This window comes from Mycobacterium deserti, assembly GCF_025345615.1.
Taxonomy (GTDB): Bacteria; Actinomycetota; Actinomycetes; order Mycobacteriales; family Mycobacteriaceae; genus Mycobacterium; species Mycobacterium deserti.
The window spans coordinates 458563-481078 of sequence record NZ_JAODWD010000001.1 but is presented as its reverse complement, the minus strand read 5'-3'; the positions used below and the strand labels follow the sequence as shown (position 1 = coordinate 481078).

The following is a 22516-nucleotide window of genomic DNA, read 5'->3' as shown; positions in this document are numbered from 1 at the left end:
CGCCGACCGTGACCGCGTCGGCGCCGCATTGCTGTCGGCACTGCCGACGACAGTGCCTCGCATGGAGATGCCGTTCCTCGGAAGTGAGGCGCTGTGTGAAGGCTTGGTGGCCAACAAGCATCAGTTGCGAACCCGTTTTCAGGCTCTTCATCCGGACGTCTATCTGGCCGCCGGTCGCGCACCTGATCTTCGGCAGCGGACGGCGGCAGCGTGGTTGTGGTCGCGCCGACGCGGGGTGGTGGCTGGGCTGGCTGCCTCGGCGGTGCACGGTGCTAACTACATCGCCGACGATGTGCCGGTGGAACTCATTTGGGCGAATGCCCGTCCGCCTCGCGGAATTGTGACCCGTCGAGACCGGCTTACTCCAGGCGAATGGCAAGTCGTCTTCGGCTTGCCGGTGACGACACCCGCCCGAACGGCGTTTGATCTCGCCCGTCTGATCGACGGCGACCAGGCAGTGTCGCGTCTCGACGCACTGGGCAACGCAACTCGCTTCGATTGCCAGGAAGTCGCCGAGATCACCCGGCGTCACAGCGGTTCGCCGGGTGTTCCTCAAGTTCGCTCGGCCCTCGACCTCCACGACCCCGGGGCCCAGTCGCCACGCGAAACCTGGCTGCGGCTACTCCTCATCCGCGCAGGATTCCCAAAGCCCCGGACGCAGATTCCCATCTACGACGACTTCGGCCAACGCCGGTACGCCCTCGACATGGGCTGGGACGACGTGATGGTCGCCGTCGAGTACGACGGGGATCACCACCGCGAACGCATGCACTTCCGAAGGGACATCGTGCGGTCAGAATTCATCGCATATCGCGGCTGGACTCATATCCGTGTCGTCGCGGGCAATCGCCCGGCCGACATCATCAACCGCGTACGCCGTGCGTGGTCGGCTAGTGTGCACTCAGATCGCGAAATCAGCTAGAAACGTGCGGATTGCGATCTGATTGCACACTAGAAGCCAGCCAGGTAGCCAGCCCGGGGAAGGCGCGTGACGGCGCTAGCTGAGTCGCTCCACGATCATCGCCATGCCCTGGCCGCCGCCGACGCACATCGTCTCGAGACCGAACGTCTTGTCGTGTGTCGTCAGGTTGTTCAGCAGCGTGGCCGTGATCCGCGCGCCGGTCATGCCGAACGGATGCCCCAGGGCGATCGCGCCGCCGGAGACGTTGAGCTTGTCCTCGTCCATGCCCAACTCGCGCGCCGAGCCGAGCACCTGCACGGCGAACGCCTCGTTGATCTCGTACAGGTCGACGTCGCCGATCGTCATGCCTGCGTTGGCAAGCGCCTTCTTCGACGCCTCGATCGGGCCGAGACCCATGATCTCCGGCGACAGCCCCGACACGCCCGTCGCGACGATGCGCGCCAGTGGGGTCAGCCCCAGCTCCTTGGCCTTCGTGTCGCTGAGGATGACCAGAGCCGCCGCGCCGTCGTTCAACGGACACGCGTTGCCCGCGGTGATGGTGCCGTTCGGCCGGAACACCGGCTTGAGCTGGCTGATCTTCTCGTAGGTCGTGCCCGCGCGCGGACCGTCGTCCTTGGACACCGTCGAACCGTCGGGCAGTGTCACCGGCACGATCTCGCGGTCGAAGAAGCCGCTGTTGATGGCCTCCTCGGCGCGGTTCTGCGACCGCACGCCCCAGTGGTCCTGGTCCTCGCGGCTGATGCCCGTGTACAGCGCGACGTTCTCCGCGGTCTGGCCCATCGCGATGTAGACATCGGGCAGCGACCCGTCCTCGCGGGGGTCGTGCCACTCCTCGGCGCCCGCCGCGGCCTGGTCCGAGCGGCTCATCGCGTCGCCGAACAACGGGTTCTTGCTGTCCGGCCAGCCGTCCGAGGTGCCCTTCAGGAATCGCGAAACCGTCTCCACGCCTGCGGAAATGAACGCATCGCCCTCGCCGGCCTTGATCGCGTGGAACGCCATCCGGGTGGTCTGCAGCGACGACGAGCAGTAGCGGTTGACGGTGGTACCCGGCAGGAAGTCGTAGCCCAGTTCGACGGCCACCGCGCGGCCGATGTTGAAGCCGGCCTCGCCGCCGGGCTGACCGCAGCCCATGATCAGGTCGTCGATGTCGCGGGGGTCAAGGGCGGGCACCTTGTCCAGCACCGCGCGCACCATCTGGGTGGCCAGGTCGTCGGGCCGCATGTCGACCAGCGAACCCTTGTTAGCGCGACCGATCGGCGACCGTGCGGTCGCGACGATGACGGCTTCAGGCATGACTTCTCCTCGTATCGATGGATACAAGAAACCTAACTCGCGTGCACCACGATGGGCGCGGGGACCCCGGTCGAGCGCCGCCACAGCCGGCTGATGTTGCCCACCCGAGCGAGCAGCGAACTGCCCTCCGCGTTGCGCGGTTCCAGCGCGTCGGCCGGTTGCGCGCCGCCGATGAACTCGCCCAAGGCATTACACAACGCAGGCAGCAACTGCTTGGCCGCCAGCGCGTAGCCAGCTGCCGACGGGTGGAACATGTCGGGACTGAACAGCTGCTCCGGGGCCTTGCGGAACTCCGGGGCAAGCAGGTCGGAGAAGGGCACCGGAATACCTCCGGCCTCCCGCACCGCCGACGCCTGGGCCCGCGCAAGCCGCAACCCGCGGCTGCGGGCGTACCACCGCAGGGGCTGCGGAATCGCGGTGATGACGCCGAAATCCGGGCAGGTGCCCACCACGACGGCCGCACCGCTGGCGCGCAGGCGCGTGACGGCCTTGCCGAGTCGCCGCGCCGACGGTCCGATGCCGTTGGGCTTGGTGATGTCGTTGGCGCCGATCATGATGACCGCGGCATCCGGTGGCGGCCCGGCCACGAACATCGCGTCGATCTGCCCGGACAGCCCCTTCGACGTTGCGCCGACGATCGCCTTGGTGGACAGCCGGATCCGCTTTCCCGAGGCCTCGGCCAGTCCGCGCGCGATCAGCACACCGGGCACCTCATCGGCGACCTGGCAGCCGTAGCCGGTGGCGGTGGAGTCGCCGAAGATCATCAGGTGCAGGTCGAACGGGATGCCCCGGTGCCACCGTTCGACAGGGCCCCCGCCCGGCGTGTAGACGCCGTCGGCCCGTGGCGGGATGTCCCACGCTTTGGGTATGACCTGTCGAGCCTTCTGCGCTTGCCCGGTCAGCAGATTACGGGCCCCGACGTAAGCCGAGCCGCTCGACGCGAGCGTTGCCGCGGCCGCCAGGGCGATGGTGCTCCGACGTGGTGTGCCCACGCGGTCAAGTCTAGGTCGAATTTCGCGAGATTCCGCGTGGCGAGGTCCGCACCGGGATCACAGTGCGGTATCAAGTCCGGTATCGATTGCGACTCTTTGATTGTTGTATCACTCGTAGAGTGTCAAGCTAAGGTACCGGCACCGCTGGAGCAAACAGGTGGAGTCGGCTCTACAACGGCGTAGGAAGTGGTGGCGATGACGGCACCAAGCAAAGCGGCCAGCGTCTCGCGCGCTGGTTTCGTGCCTGCTAAAGCAGGTAAGGCTCGCAAATTTCCGGTTAGCGACGGCGCCCCTGTCGAGGTCGTCGAGGACGGCCCGAGCCTCGCGGGACGACTCACTTCGCTGGCCGCACTGCTAACTATTCGGCCGACGCTAGCTATCGGTAGCTACGCTCCGCGCCTGCCCTGGCCATGGGGTCTGGTCGACTTCGTCGCGCGGGTTGCGCGACCCGCCCCCGGCACTATTCGCGCCACCATTTCTTTGCCTAATTGCACCGCGCAGTTGGTCCGCGCGTCAGGTGTGCTCGCCGCCGACGGCAAGCGCAGCGTTGTCCTGTACATGCACGGCGGGGCGTTTCTGACCTGTGGCGTGAATTCCCACGGCCGCCTGGTGACCGCGCTGTCGGGTTACGCCGACAGTCCAGTGCTGATGGTCAACTACCGGATGATTCCCAAGCACTCCGTCGGCGAGGCGCTCGACGACTGCTACGACGCCTATAAGTGGTTGCGGCTCAAGGGATACGAGCCCGACCAGATCGTGTTGGCCGGCGACTCCGCCGGAGGCTACCTGGCGCTGGCGCTGGCCGAGAAGCTGCGGCGCGACGGCCTCGAGGGCGAATCGCCGGCCGCTATGGTGACGCTCTCCCCGCTGTTCGAGATCGACAACGAGACCAGAGCGAACCACCCGAACATCCGCAGCGACGCGATGTTCCCGTCGCGGGCCTTCTACGCGCTGGTCGACCTCGTCAAAGAAGCCGCCGGGCGGCGCCTCGTCGACGGGAAGCCCGAGGAGGTCTACGAGCCGCTGGATCACATCGAGCCCGGCCTTCCACGCACCCTGATTCACGTCTCCGGTTCGGAAGTGCTGGTGAGCGACGCGCGCAAGGCCGCGCGCCGGCTGGCCGCCGCCGGAGTGCCGGTCGAGGTACGGGTCTGGCCCGGTCAGATGCACGTCTTCCAACTCGCCGCACCCGCGGTCCCGGAGGCCACCCGCTCGCTCAAGCAGATCGGCGACTACATCCGAGAGGCCACCTGGTAGGCCCCTCACCTGGTCAGCACATGGTCGGCCTGACACCATGGAGTCATGCGGATCGCCCGGCACGTCAGCGAGCTCATCGGTAACACCCCGTTGGTGCAGCTGAACTCGGTTGTCTCAGACGGCGCCGGACTGGTCGCGGCCAAGATCGAATACCTCAACCCCGGAGGCAGCTCCAAGGACCGCATCGCGATCAAGATGATCGACGCCGCCGAGGCCAGCGGCGAACTCAAACCCGGCGGCACCATCGTCGAGCCCACGTCGGGCAATACCGGCGTCGGGCTGGCGCTGGTGGCGCAGCAGCGCGGCTACAAGTGCATCTTCGTCTGTCCTGACAAGGTCAGCGAGGACAAGCGGAATGTGTTGCGCGCCTACGGCGCCGATGTGGTCGTATGCCCGACTGCCGTGGCTCCGGATGACCCCGACAGCTACTACAGCGTCTCGAACCGCCTCGTCACCGAAGTCGACGGCGCATGGAAGCCCGACCAGTACTCCAACCCGATGGGTCCGGAGTCGCATTACGAGACCACCGGGCCCGAGATCTGGGCCGATACCGAGGGCAGGGTGACACACTTCGTCGCCGGTGTCGGCACCGGCGGCACCATCACCGGCGCGGGGCGATACCTCAAAGAGGTGTCCGGCGGAAAAGTCAAGATCATCGGTGCCGATCCCGAGGGCTCGGTGTACTCCGGCGGCACCGGCAGGCCCTACCTGGTCGAGGGGGTGGGCGAGGACTTCTGGCCGTCGGCCTACGACCCCGCCGTGGCGGACGAGATCATCGCGGTGTCCGACGCCGACTCTTTCGAGATGACCCGCCGCCTGGCCCGCGAGGAGGCGCTGCTGGTCGGTGGCTCGTGCGGGATGGCGGTGGTCGCAGCAATCAAGGTCGCCGAGAAGGCCGGCCCGGACGCGGTCGTCGTCGTCCTGTTACCCGACGGCGGACGAGGCTATCTCTCAAAGGTTTTCAACGACGCATGGATGTCCTCCTACGGATTCCTGCGCAGTCGGCTCGACGGCTCGGTCGAAGAGTCGACGGTCGGCGACGTGCTGCGAGGAAAATCCGGCGCCCTGCCCGACCTGGTGCACACCCACCCTGCGGAGACGGTGCGCGACGCCATCGGCATTCTGCGGGAGTACGGCGTCTCGCAGATGCCTGTGGTCGGAGCCGAGCCGCCGGTGATGGCAGGCGAGGTGGCGGGCAGCGTCTCGGAGCGCGAATTGCTCTCGGCGGTGTTCGAAGGCCGCGCCAAGCTGGCCGACGCCGTCGCCGAGCACATGGGCCCGCCGCTGCCCTTGATCGGAGCGGGTGAACTGGTCAGCAACGCCGCCAAGACACTGCGCGAATGCGACGCCGTCATGGTGGTCGAGGAGGGCAAGCCGGTGGGCGTCCTCACCCGTCATGACCTGCTCGGATTCTTGTCGGACGGCAGCATTCGCCGCTAGCCGGACACGCAGGCGAGGTCATGATCAAAATGCCGGACGAAAACCCCGCTGGCAGTCAACGAGCAGGTTAGGGTAGGGCCGCTCGATCCCAGTTTCACGTCACTGGAAGGCGTCCATGACCGACCATCCGCCCCCGCAGGTCGGGTTCGCCTACCCCCCGCAGCCGGGCTCAGTCGACGGGCTGCCGCGCGACGCCTACACCCCATGGCTGCCCCGGGTCATCGCCTACCTGATCGACTACCTGCCCTTCGCGCTCATCAATGGCGTCGGCTGGGCGGTGCTGTTCGCCACCCAAGAGACCGCCTGCATCGCCGGCACCTCGGAATACGAGATCGGCGAGTTCTGTGCGACGGGCGCCTCGCCAGTCGGGCAGCTGTCGTTGGCTCTCGCGGCGATCCTCGCGCTCGGCTACCTGATCTGGAACCTTGGATACCGCCAGGGCAGGACCGGCTCGAGCATCGGCAAGTCCGTGATGAAGTTCAAGGTTGTCGCCGAAAAGACAGGGCAGCCAATCGGTTTCGGCATGTCGGTGGTGCGGGAGCTCGTTTATCTGGTGGCCGCCGGGCTGTGCGGCATCGTGTGGCTCGTCGCGGTGCTGCTCCCGCTCTGGGATCACAAGCGACAGTCGTTGGCCGACAAGATCGTCTCGTCAATCTGCTTACCGCTCTAACGAAAGGGAGCTCATGACCGACCAACCGCCTCCTCCGCAGGGGAACTATCCGCCGCCGCCGCAGGGCGGATACCCGCCGCCACCACCCGGCGGCTATCCACCCCCGCCGTCGCAGGGTGGGTATCCGCCGCCTCCGCCGCAGAATGCGCCCGGCTACCCGCCGCAGTCCGGCGGCTATCCGCCACAGCAGCACGGTGGCTACGGCCCACAGGGCGGTGGGTTTCCGCCATCGCAAGTACCGGCCCTGCCCCAGGATGCGTACACACCGTGGTTCACCCGCGTGCTGGCGTACCTGATCGACGCGGTTCCGATCCTCATCTTGCTCGGCATCACCTACGGCATCGCCTTCGGTACCGCCGACAACAACTGCACGAGCGACGCCGACGGCTACGGGGTCTACTGCTCGTCCGACTTTTCGGCGATCGGTGTGATCCTGCTGGCTCTGGGGCACCTCCTGGCGCTCGCCTACTGGATCTGGAACCTCGGGTACAAGCAGGGCAAGACCGGCTCGAGCATCGGCAAGTCGATCATGAAGTTCAAGATCGTCAACGAAAAGGACGGGCAGCCGGTCGGTTTCGGCATGTCGATCGTGCGTGAGCTGATCTACTGGGTAGGAGCCGGCGTCTGCTTGGGCATCGTCTGGCTGGTCGCTGTCCTGTTCCCGCTATGGGATTCGAAGCGTCAGACGTTGGTCGACAAGATTCTCAACCACGTCGCTCTGCCGCTGGACCGGCAGGGGCTCAATCCGCAGCCGCTGCCGCCGCAGCCCCAGCAGCCGCAGCAATAAGAGGGGTCAACGGAAGGCGCTGACTCCGGTCAGCGCCTCTCCGATGACCAATTGGTGAACCTCGGACGTGCCCTCGTAGGTCAGCACGGACTCGAGGTTGTTTGCGTGCCGAAGCACCGGATACTCCAGCGTGATCCCGTTGGCGCCCAACAGGGTTCGGCACTGCCGAGCGATCTTGATCGCTTCGCGGACGTTGTTGAGCTTGCCTACGCTGACCTGCTCCGGCCGGATCTTGCCCTCGTCCTTGAGGCGCCCGAGGTGCAGCGCCAGCAGTTGCGCCTTGGCGAGTTCGACAGCCATGTCGGCGATCTTCGCCTGTGTCAGTTGGTATCCCGCGAGCGGCTTGTCGAACACCTCACGGGTACCTACGTAGTCCACCGCCGACTGCAGGCAGTCCCGCGCGGCGCCGACGCTGCCGAAGACGATGCCGAACCGCGCCTCCGACAGGCAGCTCAGCGGAGCCTTGAGGCCCTGCGCCTCAGGTAGCTGCGCGTCGGCGGGCAGTCGCACGTCGTCGAGGTGCAACTCGGAGGTGACCGACGCTCGCAGCGAGAGCTTGTGGGTCATGTCGCGGGCGGAGAACCCCGGCGTGTCCGTCGGCACGAGGAAACCGAGGACGCCGTCGTCGGCCCTGGCCCACACGATCGCGACATCGGCGACCGACCCGTTGGTGATCCACATCTTGGAACCGTTGAGGATCCAGTCCGAACCGTCGCGACGTGCGGTGGTGCGCATGCCGCCGGGGTTGGACCCGAAGTCCGGCTCGGTCAGGCCGAAGCAGCCGATGGCCTCGCCGGCGGCCATCCGCGGCAGCCACGACTCGCGCTGCTCCTCGCTGCCCCACCGGTAGATCGCGAACATCGCCAGCGAACCCTGCACCGACACGAGGCTGCGCAGACCGCTGTCGACCGCTTCGAGCTCCTGGCATACCAGCCCATAGGCGCTCGCGGTCGAGCCGCCGCACCCGTAACCCTCGAGGTGCATGCCGAGCAGGCCCAATTTGCCCAGGTCGGATGCCAGCTCGCGGACAGGCACCTCGCCGGCCTCGAACCAGTCGGCGATGTGCGGGCGCAGCCGCTGTTCGCCGAATTGCCGAACCATGGTGCGCAGCTCGAGGTCCTCGGGCGTCAGCAGCGAGTCGAGGTCGAGCAGAGTTTCGATCGAGGCGGTCGCAGCGGTGGACATGGTCAAGTTCTACACCGTTACCCTGGCGACCATGAGCGAGAGGCGCAGCGCAGCGGACCACTACCAGGCGTACGGCCTGGCCACCAAAGCCATCCACGCAGGGTTCCGACCCGATCCCGGCACCGGCGCTGTCAACGCCCCCATCTACGCCAGCTCAACATTCGCCCAGGACGGCGTCGGGAACCTGCGCGGCGGCTTCGAGTACGCGCGCACCGGCAACCCGACCCGCACCGCCCTGGAGGCAGCGCTGGCCGCCGTCGAAGAGGCCACCTACGGCCGGGCGTTCTCCTCGGGCATGGCCGCGACCGACTGCGCGCTGCGCGCCGTGCTGCGGCCGGGCGATCACCTGGTCATGCCCGACGACGCCTACGGGGGCACCTTCCGGCTCATCGACAAGGTGTTTCGCGAGTGGGGGATCGAGTACACCGCGGTCTCCCTGTCCGACCTCGAGGCGGTCGAGGCGGCGATCACCCCGAAGACCCGGTTGATCTGGGTGGAGACACCGACCAATCCACTGCTGTCGATCGCCGACATCGCCGCGATATCTCAGCTCGGCACCGCCAAGGGCACAAAGGTGTTGGTGGACAATACGTTCGCGTCCCCGGCATTGCAGCAGCCCTTGCTGTTCGGCGCCGACATCGTGTTGCACTCCACGACGAAGTACATCGGCGGTCATTCCGACGTGGTCGGTGGTGCGCTGCTGACCAACGACGAAGAGCTCGATGCCGCATTCGGTTTCCTGCAGAACGGCGCCGGTGCGGTACCCGGGCCGTTCGACGCGTACCTGACCATGCGCGGACTGAAGACGCTGGTGCTGCGCATGCAGCGGCACAGCGCCAACGCCGCGCTGGTCGCCGAGTTCCTCGACGGCCATCCCGCGATCGAGACCGTGCTCTACCCGGGGCTTCCCGGACATCCCGGCCACGAGGTCGCCGCCAAACAGATGAGCGGGTTCGGGGGCATGGTGTCGGTGCGGTTGCGTGGCGGAGCGCAGGCGGCTCGCGATTTCTGCTCGCGCACAGACATATTCATTCTCGCGGAGTCGCTCGGCGGCGTGGAATCGTTGATCGAACATCCCGGCGCGATGACGCACGCGTCGACCGCAGGTTCTCAGCTCGAGGTGCCCGACGACCTGGTGCGGCTGTCGGTGGGCATCGAGGATTCGGCCGACCTGCTGGCCGACCTGGAGCAGGCGCTACGCTAGCGCCGCCCGCACCGCCGACGCGGTGACCGCCAGGTTGACCTCCGGCATCGCCGTCGGGTACTCGTCAACCCAACTGCCACTGGCGATCTCACCGGCTCGGGCGTGCACCCACCGCCAGCCTCGGTCGTTGAGGCTCAGCAGGGCGCCGAGCCCGTCCACCGCGTGCAGCAGCGAGATGATCCCCGCGGTCGCCGGAGCGGGCGGCCTGCGGTCGAACAGCGCCGACAGCAGCGCCGAGCGCGCGTGGCCGACGCGCTCACGGTTCGTCAGCGGCCATGCATAGGGATGGCTGAATCGCTTCGACCGCAACCGGATACGCCGGATCTGTCCGGTGTATTCCAGGTGTCGGACCACGTCGTCCTCGGTCTGCCTGGACAGTCTCTTGACCGCGGACGGCGCCCGAAGGGGTTGCCGCTGCAGCAGCTGGAACGCCGGCTCGACGACGGGGTCCGTGCGGCCGGGCGCGGCCAGCGCGATCAGCCGGCCGGGCTCGACGTTGTCGCCTGCCACAGCGGGCCGAATCCTGCACGCGTACGCCAGATCCAGCAACACCGCTGCCGAGAGCACCCGCTGACGGCGGTCACGCTCCAAGCCGGGCTGCCCGGACGCGTTGTCCAGCAGCAGCAGGTAGAGGTCTTCGGCGATCTGCGCCATGAGCGGACAATAACGTTCGTCCGCCGACCGGTCGCGTCAGGCGTGGTACGGCTCGGCCTCGAGCAGCTTCACCGTCACCGTGCTGCCGTTGGGCACCATGTAGGAGCGGACGTCGCCGACCTTCGCGTCGATGAGCGCCTCACCAAGTGGCGACTTGGGTGAGTACACCTCGAGCTTGCCGTCGCTGATGCCCTCCTGGCGGGTGGCGATCAGGAAGGTCTCGGTGTCGCTTTCGTCGTCGCCGTACTGGACCTTGACCACGGAACCGGGCAGCGCGACGCCGGACTGCTTGGGCGCCTCGCCCACCTTGGCGTTGTTGAGCAGCTCCTGCAGCTGACGAATGCGGGCTTCCTGCTGACCCTGCTCCTCGCGGGCCGCGTGGTAGCCACCGTTCTCGCGCAGGTCGCCCTCTTCACGGCGGTCGTTGATCTCGGCGGCGATCACCGGCCGATTGGCGATCAGCTGGTCCAGCTCCGCCTTCAACCTGTCGTGTGCTTCCTGGGTCAGCCAGGTGACCTGCGTGTCGGTCATGTCTTCGCGCTCCTGTCGTTGTTGCTCTCGCGCTCTTCGCGTAAGAAGTCTTGTGGTACGGCGCCGGGAGCTCGTCATGTATCGCTGCAGGTCGCGAGCGCTTCTTCCCCGCACCAAATGCAGCAATACACGGCCCCAGCAGGAACCGTGTACGCACACCATGGTAGCACCGCCGGGTCAGCGGAATTTCATGATTTCGCAGTTCGCCGTTTGTTGCGCGGCCGCCTCGATGTTGTGTCGAACGGTGAGCTAGGGCGCCACCAGGTAGGGCGGCACATCGGTGCCGCAGCCGTAGACGTCACCGACCACGGGTGGCCTGCTCGACCTGACCTCGGCTGTGACCTGCACCGTTGTCTGCGTCGACGGCGGCACCAGCACCTCGCGCCTGCCGGCTTCCCCGCCGTCGAGCGACCGCGATCGCACGATGCACACCACAGGGCGGGACGGGTCGTCGCGGGTCACGCTGATCGTCACCGCCACCGTCTCGTCGTCGACGATCCGGTACCCGGCCAGCTCACCCTCGGCGTCGCCGCTGCCGAAGCGCGCTGACGCGAGTACAGCGACCGTCACCCCGGCTGCCAGGACCAGCACCGCCAGCGCGATGAGGACCCAGCGGCGCTGCCGCCCCGACCGCTGCCGTCCGTAGCGGGCGGCGGGACGTTCGATCATCATCGTTTTGTATGCCCGTCGGTCGGATGGTTCTACCGAACTGGAACTATAGGGACTACTCGAAAGCGCGAGGTGGTTGAAACCTCGGTGAGCAGAGGAACGAGGTTGAGCGAACTGCGGTTGATGGCGGTGCACGCCCATCCGGACGACGAGTCGAGCAAGGGCGCCGCGACCATGGCGCGTTACGCCGACGAGGGCGTTCGCGTGATGGTCGTGTCGCTGACGGGTGGAGAGCGCGGCGACATCCTCAACCCGGCCATGGACCTGCCCGAGGTGCATGGCCGGATTCACGAGATTCGGCGCGACGAGATGGCTCGGGCCGCCGAGATCCTCGGTGTCGAACACGCGTGGCTCGGCTTCGAGGATTCCGGACTGCCCGAAGGTGACCCGCCGCCGCCGTTGCCCGAAGGGTGCTTCGCGCTGGTGCCACTCGAGGTGTCGACCGGTGCGTTGGTCAAGCTGATCCGCGAATTCAAGCCGCACGTGATGACCACCTACGACGAAAGCGGCGGCTATCCCCATCCCGACCACATCCGCTGCCACGAGGTGTCGGTTGCGGCCTACGAGGCGGCAGGCGATTACCACCTCTACCCCGACGCCGGGGCTCCGTGGAACGTCCTGAAGTTGTACTACAACCACGGGTTCCTGCGTCAGCGCATGCAGGTGCTGCAGGACGAGTTCACCAAACACGGCCAGGAGGGACCGTTCGGCAAGTGGTTGGAGAGCTGGGATCCCAAGGAGGACCTGTTGAACCGGGTCACCACTCGCATCGAATGCTCGAAGTACTTCGAACGACGTGACCAGGCGCTGCTCGCGCACGCCACCCAGATCGACCCGAAGAGCTTCTTCTTCACCACGCCGATGGAATGGCAACAACGGCTCTGGCCCACCGAGGAATACGAGTTGGCCCGGTCGCGGGTGCCGGTGTCGCTGCCCGAGACCGACCTGTTCGCCGGGATCGAGTCCGTGGAATGAACGACGTCGTCCTGCTGGCGATGAACCTCCTGGCACAGGACAGCCCCCGCAACACCGGCCCCGACTTCGGGAAGGCCGCGCCGTTCGGTCTGCTGATCGTGGTGCTCCTGCTGATCGGGACGTTCGCGCTCGTCTGGTCGATGAACCGGCACCTGCGAAAACTGCCGAAGTCGTTCGACGACACGCAGGACGACGGCACCACCGACGGACACAACAGTGAGCCCGGCGGCTAATACGCTGGCGCGGGCCACCAGCCCGTACCTGCGCCAGCACGCCGACAATCCGGTGCACTGGCAGCAGTGGACGGCCGAAGCACTCGCCGAGGCCGCGGATCGTGACGTGCCGATCCTGCTGTCGATCGGGTACGCGGCCTGCCACTGGTGCCATGTCATGGCACACGAGTCGTTCTCCGACGCCGAGGTGGCAGCCGTGGCCAACCCGAACTTCGTCTGTGTGAAGGTCGACCGGGAGGAGCGGCCAGACATCGACGCGGTCTACATGAACGCCACCGTCGCGCTGACCGGCCAGGGCGGCTGGCCGATGACCTGCTTCCTGACGCCGGACGGCAGGCCGTTCTTCTGCGGCACCTACTATCCCAAGCCCAACTTCCTGCAGTTGTTGGCGGCCGTCAGCGAGACGTGGCAGACCCGGCGCGACGAGGTCGAGCAAGCCTCGAACAAGATCGCGGGCGAGTTGCGGTCGATGGCATCAGGCCTTCCCGGCGGCGGGCCGCCCGTGGTGCCCGCACTCTGCGACCACGCCGTCGCCGCGGTGCTGCAGGACGAAGACGTTCAGCGTGGCGGCTTTTTCACCAATCAGGCTGCCGCGCCGAAGTTTCCGCCGTCGGCGCTACTCGAAGCGCTACTGCGCAGTCACGAGCGCACCGGTGACGTGATGCCCATGGAGGCCGTTGAGCGGACGTGCACGGCGATGGCGCGCGGCGGCATCTACGACCAGCTGGCGGGCGGGTTCGCCCGGTACAGCGTCGACCCGTCGTGGGTGGTGCCGCACTTCGAGAAGATGCTGTACGACAACGCCCAGCTGCTGCGGGTGTACGCCCACTGGTGGCGGCGCACCCGAGACCCGCTGGCGCGCAAGGTCACCGCGGAGACGGCGCAGTTCATTCTCGACGGGCTGGGCGTCGGCGGCATGTTCGCCTCGTCGCTGGACGCCGATGCCGACGGCGAGGAGGGGCTGACGTACGTCTTCACGCCCGACCAACTGCGCGAGGTGTTGGGTGACGACGACGGCCGCTGGGCTGCAGACCTTTTCGCGGTCGCTGACACCGGGACGTTCGAACACGGTAGTTCGGTGCTGCAACTGCCGCGCGATCCCGACGACGTCGAGCGCTTCAACCGGGTCCGCACGGCGCTGCTGGCCTCGAGGCTCACCAGACCGCAGCCGGGTCGCGACGACAAGGTGGTCACCGCGTGGAACGGATTGGCCATCACCGCGCTCGCCGAGGCGAGCGTCGCACTGGGCCGGCCCGAATTGCTTGATGCGGCAACGCGATGCGCACGCGCTGTCGTCGACCTCCATATCGTCGGCAGGCGGCTGCGGCGGGCGAGCCTCGGGGGTCGCGTCGGTGAGCCCGCCGGGATTCTCGAGGACCACGGCGCGCTCGCGACCGGCTTGCTGACCCTGTACCAGCTCACCGGCGACAACGCCTGGCTCGAGACGGCGACCTTGCTGCTGGACGTCGCGCTCGATCATTTCGCCGACCCGCAGCGCGACGGCCGGTGGTTCGACAGCGCCGACGATGCCGAGGCGCTGATGGTCCGGCCGGCCGACCCACTCGACGGCGCGACCCCGTCGGGCGCGTCGCTGATCGCCGAGGCGCTGCTGCTGGCCGCCCAGCTCGTCGACGATGCGCAGCGGTACGCCGCGGCTGCCGACGCCACGCTGCAGTCGTCGACGCCGATCCTGGCGAAGCTGCCGCGCTCGGGCGGGCACTGGCTGGCGGTCGCGGAAGCCGCCGTGCGTGGGCCCATTCAGGTTGCGGTGGCGTGCGATCCGCCGAAATCGGAGCTGCTGTCGGCGGCGCGCACGCTGGCGCCCGGCGGGGCGGTCGTGGTGGGTGGAGAGGTGAACTCGACACCGCTGCTGCGCGACCGCGACCGCGTCGGCGGCGCCGACGCGGCGTACGTCTGCCGCGGCCGGGTGTGCGATCTGCCGGTCACCACGGCCGAACAACTCGCCGCCGCGCTCGGGGCGCGCGTGTAGCCTTCGGCGCATGTCCACACCGGAAGACAACGCCAAGACCGTCAACCGCTATCTGGAACTCGCCGCGCAAGGCAAGGCCGACGACATCGCCGAGCTCTACGCCGACGACGCCACCGTCGAGGATCCGGTGGGCGGCGGCGAGGTGCACATCGGGCGCGAAGCGATTCGCGGCTTCTACGGCGCCCTTCCGGCCTCCGGCGCCCAGACCCAGGTGCAGACACTGCGTGCGCTGGGCAACGAGGCGGCGTTCCACTGGACGCTGAACATCGATCTCGGCGGCAACAAGATGGCCATCGACATCATCAGCATCATGACGTTCAACGACGAAGGCAAGATCGCGTCGATGAAGGCCTACTGGGGCCCGGAGAACGTCACCCAATAACGAGCGAATTGGGTGCGCCAACAGTCGCTGAGCGAACGTTTGCGCACCGAAATCACCGTCAGAAGACGGCGAACCACATCGCGATGTAGTGGCAGATCGCCGCGACGGCGGTGCAGGCGTGGAAGAACTCGTGATGGCCGAATGTCGTCGGCCACGGGTCGGGCCACTTCAGCGCGTAGAGCACGCCGCCGATGCTGTACAACGCGCCACCGACGATCAGCAGCACCAGCGCCGCCACCCCGGCCCCGTCCATGATCGGGCCGACGAACCAGGCCGCCACCCAGCCGAGCAGGATGTACAGCGGCACGCCGAACCAGCGCGGCGCCGACGGCCAGAACATCTTGAGGAGCACCCCGGCGATCGCACCGCCCCACACGATCCAGAACAGCACCATCCCGTCGCCCGACGGCAACGCCAACAGCGCGAACGGCGTGTAGCTGCCGGCGATGAACACGAAGATCATCGAATGGTCGAGGCGCTTCATCCACTTGCGCGCCGTGTCCGACGTCCAGTTCACGCGGTGATAGGCGCCGCTGACCCCGAACATCGCGACGATCGTCAGCGTGTAGATCAGCGTCGCGATGCCGGCGCGCGTCGAGACGGCCGACCACGACACCGACACCAGCGTCGCGCCGCAGAAGACCGCGACGATCGCCGAGTACACGTGAATCCAGCCGCGGGCGCGTGGCTTACCGAAGAACCGCTCGACCCCGTCGACGACGGCTTCCGGGAAATCCTCGGCGTACACGTGAGGGGTCTGCTGCTGCGCCTCGTCGGCGTCAACCTGAACCATGTTCACCTCCACTAATGCCATGGGGGCTGCTCATGCTCACAGTAGTCTGGATCTCCGTGGACATCATTCCCCCGCGGCTCAAGGAACCGGCCTACCGGCTCTACGAGATGCGGTTGCGCCAGGAGTTGGCGCGGTCCAGAGCCGAACTGCCTCGTCATATTGCCGTCCTGTGCGACGGCAACCGCCGCTGGGCGCGTGATGCTGGTCACGACGACGTCAGCTACGGCTACCGAATGGGCGCGCACAAGATCGCCGAGATGCTGCGGTGGTGCCAGGAGACCGGCGTCGAGATGGCCACCGTCTACCTGCTGTCCACCGAGAACCTGCAGCGCGACCCGACCGAACTGTCCTCGCTGATCGGCATCATCACCGACGTCGTCGAGGAGATCTGCGCACCCGCCAACCGGTGGAGTGTGCGCGCGGTCGGCGACCTGGAGCTGATCGGCGAGGAACCGGCGCGCCGGCTGCGCGACGCCGTCGAGTCCACCAACGGCAACGGCAGCCAATTCCATGTCAACCTCGCCGTCGGCTACGGCGGCCGCCAGGAGATCGTCGACGCCGTGCGCCAGCTTCTCGGCAAGGAGCTGGCCAATGGGGCGGCGGGGGACCAGCTGATCGAAGCGGTGACCGTCGAGGCCATCTCGGAGAACCTGTACACCTCAGGGCAGCCCGATCCCGACCTCGTCATCCGCACGTCGGGGGAGCAGCGGCTGTCAGGGTTCCTGCTGTGGCAGAGCGCGTACTCGGAGATGTGGTTCACCGAGGCCTACTGGCCGGCATTCCGGCGAGTGGATTTCCTTCGCGCGCTGCGCGATTACACCGCGCGACACCGTCGGTACGGCATGTGATCATGGCTGCGCTGTCGGCGGTGGTCTTCGCGCTCAGCTGGTGGCTGGGGTTGTATCTGCTGGCCCGTGATCCACGCAAACCCGTACTGGTATTGGCCGCGATCGGCCTGACGAGCTTCGCTGCGGTCGTGGCGCTGGACGCCGTGCGGCTGGTGAGCGGCTCAGATGTGCTGGGCCGCATCGAGATCTACCTCGTCGCCGTGCCGGGCATCGCATGGTTCGCCGTCCTGCTCGAGTTGTCGCGGCCGTCCGACACGTGGCGCAGCCGGGCGGGCGAGATCGTGATCGTCGTGGCCGTGGCCACGCTGGCGTTCGTGGGGGCCACGATGGCCGGCAGCGTCGAGGGTCCGTTGCGCACCGGTCACTGGGTGATGTTCGCCGCCATTTCCCTGTCGTCGTTAGGCGCCATGGTCAACGCGGTGGTGCGACGCTCGCAACCCGGTCCGGTGGTCGGTTTCGTGGTGATCGCGACGCTGTTCTTCGCGCTGGGCAACGCGATCCTGATCATCCCGCTGGGCCTGGTGCCGAGCTGGTTGGCGTTGGCGTCCACAGGCTTCGACGTCGCGCTGCTGGGCATCGCGGTCGCGATCGGCGATGCGTTCGACGAGGGTCAGGCGCTGCGGGCCGACATGCTGCGGTCGTTCGCGGCGACGGCGGTGGTGGCCGTGCTGTTCGGCGGGCAGGCGCTGATCGGGCTGGCCGTCACCGACGAGCAGACCGCGTTGACGGTGCTGCTGTTCACCAGCCTCGGCATCGCGATCGCGATCAACGTGCTCGCCGACCCGCTGGCCGGCATCCTCGACCGGCTCGCGTTCTCCCGCTCACCGGCGCTGCGCGCCGACCGCGCCGCGCTGCGGCAGACGGAGGCGGCGCTGCCGCTGCGGTCCAAGAGCCCGCTCGACGACGTCGACGACGAGACGTTCGTCCGGTTGACCCGCCGCGCGCTCGGCCACTACAGCGATTTGTCCAAGCTCGTCGCCAGCCCGCTCACGGCGTTGCCGGTCATCGATCAACGTCTGGCCGCCCGCGGCGCCCCTGATCAACCGCTCGAGCGCGCCAATGAACTCAAGGCGCTGCTGGCCGATCGCATCGCCGCGCTGAAGCCGCGCGACAGCGGCGACTTCGGCACCACCGAGGAGTGGCGCTACTACAACTCGCTGTACTTCCCGTACGTCGTCGGCGTGCGGGCCTACGCGCAGAACGCGACCGCCTCCGGACTCGACCCGGTGGCGCGGCAGGCGTGGCAGTGGTTCGTCACCGAGGTCCCGCAGCGGTCGCTGCACAACTGGCAGAACGCCGCGGCCCGACTGATCGCCGCCGACCTTCGTGGCCTCGTCGCCGTCAAGGATTAGCCCAACCCGCTGACCAGCGCTTGGCAGTAACTGGCAGCGTCCTGCGTCGATCTGGCAGTGGCATCTGAGCAGTGTCGGTGCCATGACCGCAATCACCACCCGGCCCGTCCGGCACGGCACCGACTCGCTGCTGCGCTTCGCGTTGCGAGCCGACGCGACGCTGTGTGGGGCACTGGGTCTGCTCGTCTGTCTGACCGCCGATCCGCTGTCGCATCTGACCGGCCTGTCGCCCACCAGTGAGTGGATCGCGGGTGCCGCACTGGTCGCCTACGGCGCGGGGCTGTATCTGGCCGCCGGGGTGTCCGACGTCCGGCGCGTCGGCGTCGGCGTGCTTGTCGGCAACATCGCGTTCGCGTTGGCCGTCGCTGCAGTGCTCGTCGCGGGCTGGCTGCCGCTGACTACGTTCGGCGTCGCGTCGACCGTCGTGTTCACCGCCGCCACTGTGGCTTTGGCCTACGCGCAGTACCTCGGAGTGCGTCGCCTGACGTGACTCCCTCATGACTGGTCCGGAGCCGCCGTCGTAAGAGGTTGCGGCGTCGGCTCCGGAACGGTCCACCCATCACCGACAAGGAAAGGAACCGCGATGACCGCTCCCACCACCGCAACGTCCGGATTGCTGCGCTACGCGATGCGCCTGGACGCCGTGCTCGTCGGGATCACCGGCATTCCGTTCGTCGCCGCCGCGGGGTGGCTGTCGTCGCACACCGGCATTCCAGTGGCGATGTACTACGCGCTCGGAGTGTTCTTCCTCGTCTACGGCGTCGTCGTCTACTGGCTCGCCGGTCTGGAACGCGTGCGCCCGGGCGGCATCGCGACCATCGCGGCGAACGCCGCGTTCACGGTGTTCTTCGTCGCCGAAGCGGTGGTGGGCATCTGGCCGCTGACCGGGTGGGGCGTGGCCCTGCTGCTCGGCGGGGCTCTCTACACGGCCGTCATCGGCGCCGTGCAGTACATCGGGCTGCGCCGCCTGGCGTGACCGCTTTCGAACACCCACCAGGAAAGGAATTCTCATGACCGCCATCGCCACTCGCCGCCTCGGTGAGTCCACCGACTCGTTCCTCCGCTTCACCATGCGCGCCGACGCGCTTCTTACTGGACTCGCGGGAATCGCCGGCCTCCCGCTGGCCGGTTGGCTGGCCGAGATATCCGGCACGACAACCGCGTTCGAGTACTCGATGAGCGCGTTCTTCATCGTCTACGGCATCGCGGTTTTCGGTCTGGCGGCTCTGCCGTCGGTGCGCCGCGCAGGCATCGCGGTGGCCGTGGCCAACCTGCTGTACACGGTCGCGTCCGTCGTGTTCGTGCTCGCGGACGTTTACCCGCTGACCACGACCGGCGTCGTGTTGACGCTGGCACTCGGCGTGTATACCGCGGTGTTCGCCGAACTGCAGTACCAGGGGTGGCGTCGCGCCAAAGCGTAAGTCATTAGCGCTCAGGCCCGTTCGGCTCTGCCGGGCGGGCCTGAGCGTGTCGAGGTCAGTCACGTTAGGCTGGGTGTCGACGTCGACGATGGCCACAGGAGAACCAATGCGATATTCGATAATCGGCTCGGGCAACATCGGGTCGGCCGTGGCGCGGGCGTTCGCTCGGGTGGGTATGCCGGTGGAGGTCGCGACGGCCAAAGGTGTCGCCGCCGCAGCCCGTCTCACCGAACAGATCGGTGAGCTCGTGGTTGCGACGGAGATATCCGATGCTCTCACAGCCGATCTCACCGTACTGGCCGTGCCCTTCGAGGCGGTCCAAGAGCTTGTCGGGCGGGTGCCCGACTGGGGCGGTCGCATCATCGTGGACGCAACCAATGCCATTGACTACACCGATTTCTCGCCCGCCGATCTCGGCGGCCGTCCATCCTCGGATCTCGTCGGGGAATGGGCGGTCAACGCGCGCGTCGTCAAGGCGTTCGGTCACACGTGGGCGCGCGTGTTGGCGCGCGAACCCGGCGACGGACGTGGCGGCCGTCGAGCGCTGTTCGTCTCGGGTAACCATCCCGATGCCAACGCCGAAGTCGGCCAGTTGATCGAGCGGTTGGGATTTGAGCCCATTGATCTGGGGCGCAACGACGAGGGCGGTCTTCTGCAGCAGTTCGGCGGCCCGCTCACCACGCGAAGCCTCATCTCGCAACCCATCGGGGGAGCCAACCCGGCTGAGATGGACCTGCTCGGTTAGAGCTTGCGCAGCCGCAGCCGGTTGATGGAGTGGTCGGCGTCTTTGCGCAGCACCAGCGTGGCGCGTGGCCGGGTGGGCAGGATGTTCTCGATCAGGTTCGGCCGGTTGATCGAGTGCCAAATGTCGCGCGCGGCGAACACCGCCTGCTCGTCGGTGAGCGTCGCGTAGTGGTGAAAGTGTGACGCCGGGTCGGCGAACGCCGTTGTCCGCAGCCCGAGAAACCGCTCGATGTACCACTTCTCGATGTCGTCGATGCGGGCGTCGACGTAGACGGAGAAGTCGAACAGGTCCGAGACCATCAGCGTCGGCCCGGTCTGCAGGACGTTGAGCCCCTCCAGGATCAGGATGTCGGGGTGGCGCACGAGCTGCTTCTCGCCGGGAACGATGTCGTAGAGCAGGTGCGAGTACACCGGTACGCATACCTGGCCCGAGCCTGACTTGACCGCCGTGACGAACCGCATCAACCCGCGCCGATCGTAACTCTCCGGAAAACCTTTACGTCCCATCAAGTTCCGTCGCACCAACTCGCTGTTGGAGTAGAGGAACCCGTCTGTGGTGACGAGGTCGACCCGTGGGTGATGCTCCCAGCGGGCCAGAAGTGCTTGCAGCACACGGGCGGTAGTCGATTTGCCGACCGCCACGCTGCCCGCGACGCCGATGACGAACGGCACCGGCCGGTCCGGGTTCTGCTGCGGCTCACCGAGGAACTCCGCCGTCGTCGCGAAGAGCCGCTGGCGCGCCGCGACCTGCAGGTGAATCAAACGGGCCAGCGGAAGATAGACCTCTTCGACCTCGAGCAGGTCGACTTTCTCGCCGATGCCGCGCAGCTTGACCAGCTCGTCTTCGGTCAGCTTCAACGGAGTCGACATGCGGAGGTTCCGCCATTGACTCCGGTCGAACTCCACATAAGGGCTGGGTTCACTCAGCCGCGCCATGGGCTCAGTCTTGCATTTACCGTGGACGTCATGGACGCCAGCACCGTGATCCGCGAGTATCTGATGCTCGGTCTGCGCTTCGACCGGGTCGAAGAGGGTTATGTCGACTCCTTCACCGGCGACCCTGCGCTGCGCCGCGCCGTCGACAACGAGCCACCTCCCGACCCGGCCGACCTTGCCCGCCAAGCCGATCGACTGGCGGCCGAGCTGCCGGCGGGTCTGGAACCCGCGCGGGCGGACTACCTGCGCACCCATCTGCGGGCGCTGGCCTGCGCCGGGCGCAAGTTCGCCGGTGAGGACGTCGGATTCGTCGACGAGGTGGAGGCCTACTTCGACGTGCGCATCGGCCGGGGCGACCCCGAGCAGTACCGGCAGGCTCACGCCAAGCTCGACGATGCGCTCGGCGGCAGTGGACCGCTCGCCGAGCGGGTCCAGGCCTACCGCGCAGGCGAGGAGATTCCGCCGGAGCGGCTCGAAGAGTGCATTCACGCTTTCTCCAGCGCGCTGCGCGACCGGGTGCGCGCCGACTACGCGCTGCCCGACACCGAGACCATCAATTACGAGGTGGTGACCGACAAGCCGTGGTCGGGCTTCAACTACTACCTCGGCGATTACACCTCGACGGTGGCCGTCAACGCCGATCTGCGGCAGCAGATGTCGAACCTGCCCCGGCTCGTCGCGCACGAGTCCTATCCCGGCCACCACACCGAGCACTGCCGCAAGGAAGCCGGGCTGGTGGCGGCGAAGGGGCAGATCGAGCAGACGATCTTCCTCGTCAACACGCCGCAGTGCCTGATGGCCGAGGGCCTGGCGGACCTGGCGCTGCACGCCGCGATCGGGTCGGGCTGGGGCGCCTGGGCCACCGAGATCTACGCCGACCTCGGGCTGCGGTTCGACGGCGAGCGCGCCCAGGTCGTGTCGGAGGCCACCGCAGCGCTGGCCGACGTGCGCCAGGACGCGGCGCTGATGCTGCACGACGAGCACCGCGACGTCGATGACGTCGTCGACTTCCTCAAGCGTTGGCTGCTGGTCAACGACGAGCGCGCCCGGCAGATGCTGCGGTTCCTGTCGTCGCCGCTGTGGCGCGCGTACACGAGCACTTACGTCGAGGGGTATCGGCTGCTGCGGGCCTGGTTGGACGCCCGGCCCGACGACGTCAGCCTGACCGATCGGTTCGGCCGCCTGCTCGACGAACCGCTGATCCCGTCGGCGTTGCGGGCGGCCTAGCGGACTAGGCT

At 67.4% G+C, this 22516-nt stretch carries 25 protein-coding genes; 17 read left to right on the top strand and 8 right to left on the bottom strand.

What is annotated here, in order from left to right:
• Nucleotides 1–61 precede the first annotated feature (61 nt).
• On the top strand, nucleotides 62–922 hold the full coding sequence (locus N4S67_RS02415; RefSeq protein ID WP_260991337.1) for an endonuclease domain-containing protein: 861 nt from the start codon (nucleotides 62–64) through the stop codon (nucleotides 920–922).
• A gap of 75 nt (nucleotides 923–997) precedes the next feature.
• Here the strand turns inward: N4S67_RS02415 and N4S67_RS02410 are convergent, their stop codons facing one another.
• Both N4S67_RS02410 and N4S67_RS02405 read right to left on the bottom strand, forming a co-directional pair.
• The gene (locus N4S67_RS02410; RefSeq protein ID WP_260991336.1) at nucleotides 998–2215 is read right to left on the bottom strand and encodes an acetyl-CoA C-acetyltransferase; all 1218 of its coding nucleotides are present in this window, start codon (nucleotides 2213–2215) and stop codon (nucleotides 998–1000) included.
• Between the two features lie 32 nt (nucleotides 2216–2247).
• The gene (locus N4S67_RS02405) at nucleotides 2248–3207 is read right to left on the bottom strand and encodes an SGNH/GDSL hydrolase family protein (protein WP_260991335.1); all 960 of its coding nucleotides are present in this window, start codon (nucleotides 3205–3207) and stop codon (nucleotides 2248–2250) included.
• A 195-nt stretch (nucleotides 3208–3402) separates the two neighbouring features.
• Here N4S67_RS02405 and N4S67_RS02400 point away from each other — a divergent pair, with 195 nt between their 5' ends.
• The 4 genes from N4S67_RS02400 to N4S67_RS02385 all read left to right on the top strand — a co-directional run bounded on the left by N4S67_RS02400 (nucleotide 3403) and on the right by N4S67_RS02385 (nucleotide 7361).
• Nucleotides 3403–4464: an alpha/beta hydrolase fold domain-containing protein gene (locus N4S67_RS02400; RefSeq protein WP_260991334.1), complete on the top strand. Its 1062-nt coding sequence runs from the start codon at nucleotides 3403–3405 to the stop codon at nucleotides 4462–4464.
• A gap of 45 nt (nucleotides 4465–4509) precedes the next feature.
• Nucleotides 4510–5904, top strand: coding sequence for a cystathionine beta-synthase (locus tag N4S67_RS02395; RefSeq protein WP_260991333.1), 1395 nt, complete (start codon nucleotides 4510–4512; stop codon nucleotides 5902–5904).
• A 115-nt stretch (nucleotides 5905–6019) separates the two neighbouring features.
• Nucleotides 6020–6574, top strand: coding sequence for an RDD family protein (locus N4S67_RS02390; protein ID WP_390893182.1), 555 nt, complete (start codon nucleotides 6020–6022; stop codon nucleotides 6572–6574).
• 13 nt (nucleotides 6575–6587) lie between these two features.
• Nucleotides 6588–7361, top strand: coding sequence for an RDD family protein (locus N4S67_RS02385; protein ID WP_260991332.1), 774 nt, complete (start codon nucleotides 6588–6590; stop codon nucleotides 7359–7361).
• A 6-nt stretch (nucleotides 7362–7367) separates the two neighbouring features.
• Here N4S67_RS02385 and N4S67_RS02380 read toward each other — a convergent pair whose 3' ends face one another.
• The gene (locus N4S67_RS02380; RefSeq protein WP_260991331.1) at nucleotides 7368–8546 is read right to left on the bottom strand and encodes an acyl-CoA dehydrogenase family protein; all 1179 of its coding nucleotides are present in this window, start codon (nucleotides 8544–8546) and stop codon (nucleotides 7368–7370) included.
• A gap of 31 nt (nucleotides 8547–8577) precedes the next feature.
• On the opposite strand from N4S67_RS02380, the gene N4S67_RS02375 reads away from it, so the two are divergent.
• A complete protein-coding gene (locus tag N4S67_RS02375; RefSeq protein WP_260991330.1) occupies nucleotides 8578–9750 on the top strand; it encodes a cystathionine gamma-synthase in 1173 nt (390 codons plus the stop codon).
• Here N4S67_RS02375 and N4S67_RS02370 read toward each other — a convergent pair.
• The 3 genes from N4S67_RS02370 to N4S67_RS02360 all read right to left on the bottom strand — a co-directional run bounded on the left by N4S67_RS02370 (nucleotide 9742) and on the right by N4S67_RS02360 (nucleotide 11604).
• On the bottom strand, nucleotides 9742–10404 hold the full coding sequence (locus N4S67_RS02370; protein ID WP_260991329.1) for a GOLPH3/VPS74 family protein: 663 nt from the start codon (nucleotides 10402–10404) through the stop codon (nucleotides 9742–9744). The genes N4S67_RS02375 and N4S67_RS02370 overlap by 9 nt on opposite strands.
• Nucleotides 10405–10440: 36 nt before the next feature.
• On the bottom strand, nucleotides 10441–10935 hold the full coding sequence (greA, locus tag N4S67_RS02365) for a transcription elongation factor GreA (RefSeq protein WP_260991328.1): 495 nt from the start codon (nucleotides 10933–10935) through the stop codon (nucleotides 10441–10443).
• 249 nt (nucleotides 10936–11184) lie between these two features.
• Nucleotides 11185–11604 (bottom strand): DUF4307 domain-containing protein, encoded by a 420-nt coding sequence (locus N4S67_RS02360; RefSeq protein WP_260991327.1) that lies wholly within the window; start codon nucleotides 11602–11604, stop codon nucleotides 11185–11187.
• 105 nt (nucleotides 11605–11709) lie between these two features.
• Between N4S67_RS02360 and mca the strand changes: the two genes are divergently transcribed.
• From mca to N4S67_RS02340, 4 genes are read left to right on the top strand one after another with little or no spacing between them, the layout of a single operon-like run.
• Entirely contained in the window at nucleotides 11710–12579 is an 870-nt protein-coding gene (gene mca / locus N4S67_RS02355) for a mycothiol conjugate amidase Mca (protein WP_260991326.1), read from the top strand.
• Nucleotides 12576–12812 carry a hypothetical protein gene (locus tag N4S67_RS02350; RefSeq protein ID WP_260991325.1) on the top strand — a complete coding sequence of 79 codons (237 nt, stop codon included), beginning with the start codon at nucleotides 12576–12578 and terminating at the stop codon, nucleotides 12810–12812. Before mca ends, N4S67_RS02350 begins: the two co-directional genes overlap by 4 nt.
• The gene (locus tag N4S67_RS02345) at nucleotides 12796–14802 is read left to right on the top strand and encodes a thioredoxin domain-containing protein (protein ID WP_260991324.1); all 2007 of its coding nucleotides are present in this window, start codon (nucleotides 12796–12798) and stop codon (nucleotides 14800–14802) included. The genes N4S67_RS02350 and N4S67_RS02345 overlap by 17 nt, the downstream gene beginning before the upstream one ends.
• 10 nt (nucleotides 14803–14812) lie before the next feature.
• Nucleotides 14813–15184: a nuclear transport factor 2 family protein gene (locus N4S67_RS02340; RefSeq protein WP_260991323.1), complete on the top strand. Its 372-nt coding sequence runs from the start codon at nucleotides 14813–14815 to the stop codon at nucleotides 15182–15184.
• 58 nt (nucleotides 15185–15242) lie between these two features.
• Here N4S67_RS02340 and trhA read toward each other — a convergent pair whose 3' ends face one another.
• Nucleotides 15243–15977 (bottom strand): PAQR family membrane homeostasis protein TrhA, encoded by a 735-nt coding sequence (trhA, locus tag N4S67_RS02335; RefSeq protein ID WP_260992019.1) that lies wholly within the window; start codon nucleotides 15975–15977, stop codon nucleotides 15243–15245.
• A gap of 56 nt (nucleotides 15978–16033) precedes the next feature.
• On the opposite strand from trhA, the gene N4S67_RS02330 reads away from it, so the two are divergent.
• The 6 genes from N4S67_RS02330 to N4S67_RS02305 all read left to right on the top strand — a co-directional run bounded on the left by N4S67_RS02330 (nucleotide 16034) and on the right by N4S67_RS02305 (nucleotide 20343).
• A complete protein-coding gene (locus tag N4S67_RS02330; protein ID WP_260991322.1) occupies nucleotides 16034–16825 on the top strand; it encodes a (2Z,6E)-farnesyl diphosphate synthase in 792 nt (263 codons plus the stop codon).
• Between the two features lie 2 nt (nucleotides 16826–16827).
• Nucleotides 16828–18177, top strand: a complete 1350-nt coding sequence (locus N4S67_RS02325; protein ID WP_260991321.1) for a hypothetical protein — start codon at nucleotides 16828–16830, stop codon at nucleotides 18175–18177.
• Between the two features lie 82 nt (nucleotides 18178–18259).
• Nucleotides 18260–18667 (top strand): hypothetical protein, encoded by a 408-nt coding sequence (locus N4S67_RS02320; protein WP_260991320.1) that lies wholly within the window; start codon nucleotides 18260–18262, stop codon nucleotides 18665–18667.
• A 93-nt stretch (nucleotides 18668–18760) separates the two neighbouring features.
• On the top strand, nucleotides 18761–19153 hold the full coding sequence (locus N4S67_RS02315) for a hypothetical protein (RefSeq protein ID WP_260991319.1): 393 nt from the start codon (nucleotides 18761–18763) through the stop codon (nucleotides 19151–19153).
• Nucleotides 19154–19187: 34 nt separating this feature from the next.
• On the top strand, nucleotides 19188–19598 hold the full coding sequence (locus N4S67_RS02310) for a hypothetical protein (protein WP_260991318.1): 411 nt from the start codon (nucleotides 19188–19190) through the stop codon (nucleotides 19596–19598).
• 106 nt (nucleotides 19599–19704) lie between these two features.
• Nucleotides 19705–20343 carry an NADPH-dependent F420 reductase gene (locus tag N4S67_RS02305; protein WP_260991317.1) on the top strand — a complete coding sequence of 213 codons (639 nt, stop codon included), beginning with the start codon at nucleotides 19705–19707 and terminating at the stop codon, nucleotides 20341–20343.
• On the opposite strand, the gene coaA is transcribed toward N4S67_RS02305, so the two are convergent.
• Nucleotides 20340–21278, bottom strand: a complete 939-nt coding sequence (gene coaA / locus N4S67_RS02300; protein ID WP_260991316.1) for a type I pantothenate kinase — start codon at nucleotides 21276–21278, stop codon at nucleotides 20340–20342. The two genes, N4S67_RS02305 and coaA, sit on opposite strands and share 4 nt — an antisense overlap.
• Nucleotides 21279–21308: 30 nt before the next feature.
• Between coaA and N4S67_RS02295 the strand changes: the two genes are divergently transcribed.
• Nucleotides 21309–22505 (top strand): DUF885 domain-containing protein, encoded by a 1197-nt coding sequence (locus N4S67_RS02295; protein ID WP_260991315.1) that lies wholly within the window; start codon nucleotides 21309–21311, stop codon nucleotides 22503–22505.
• Nucleotides 22506–22516 lie beyond the last annotated feature (11 nt).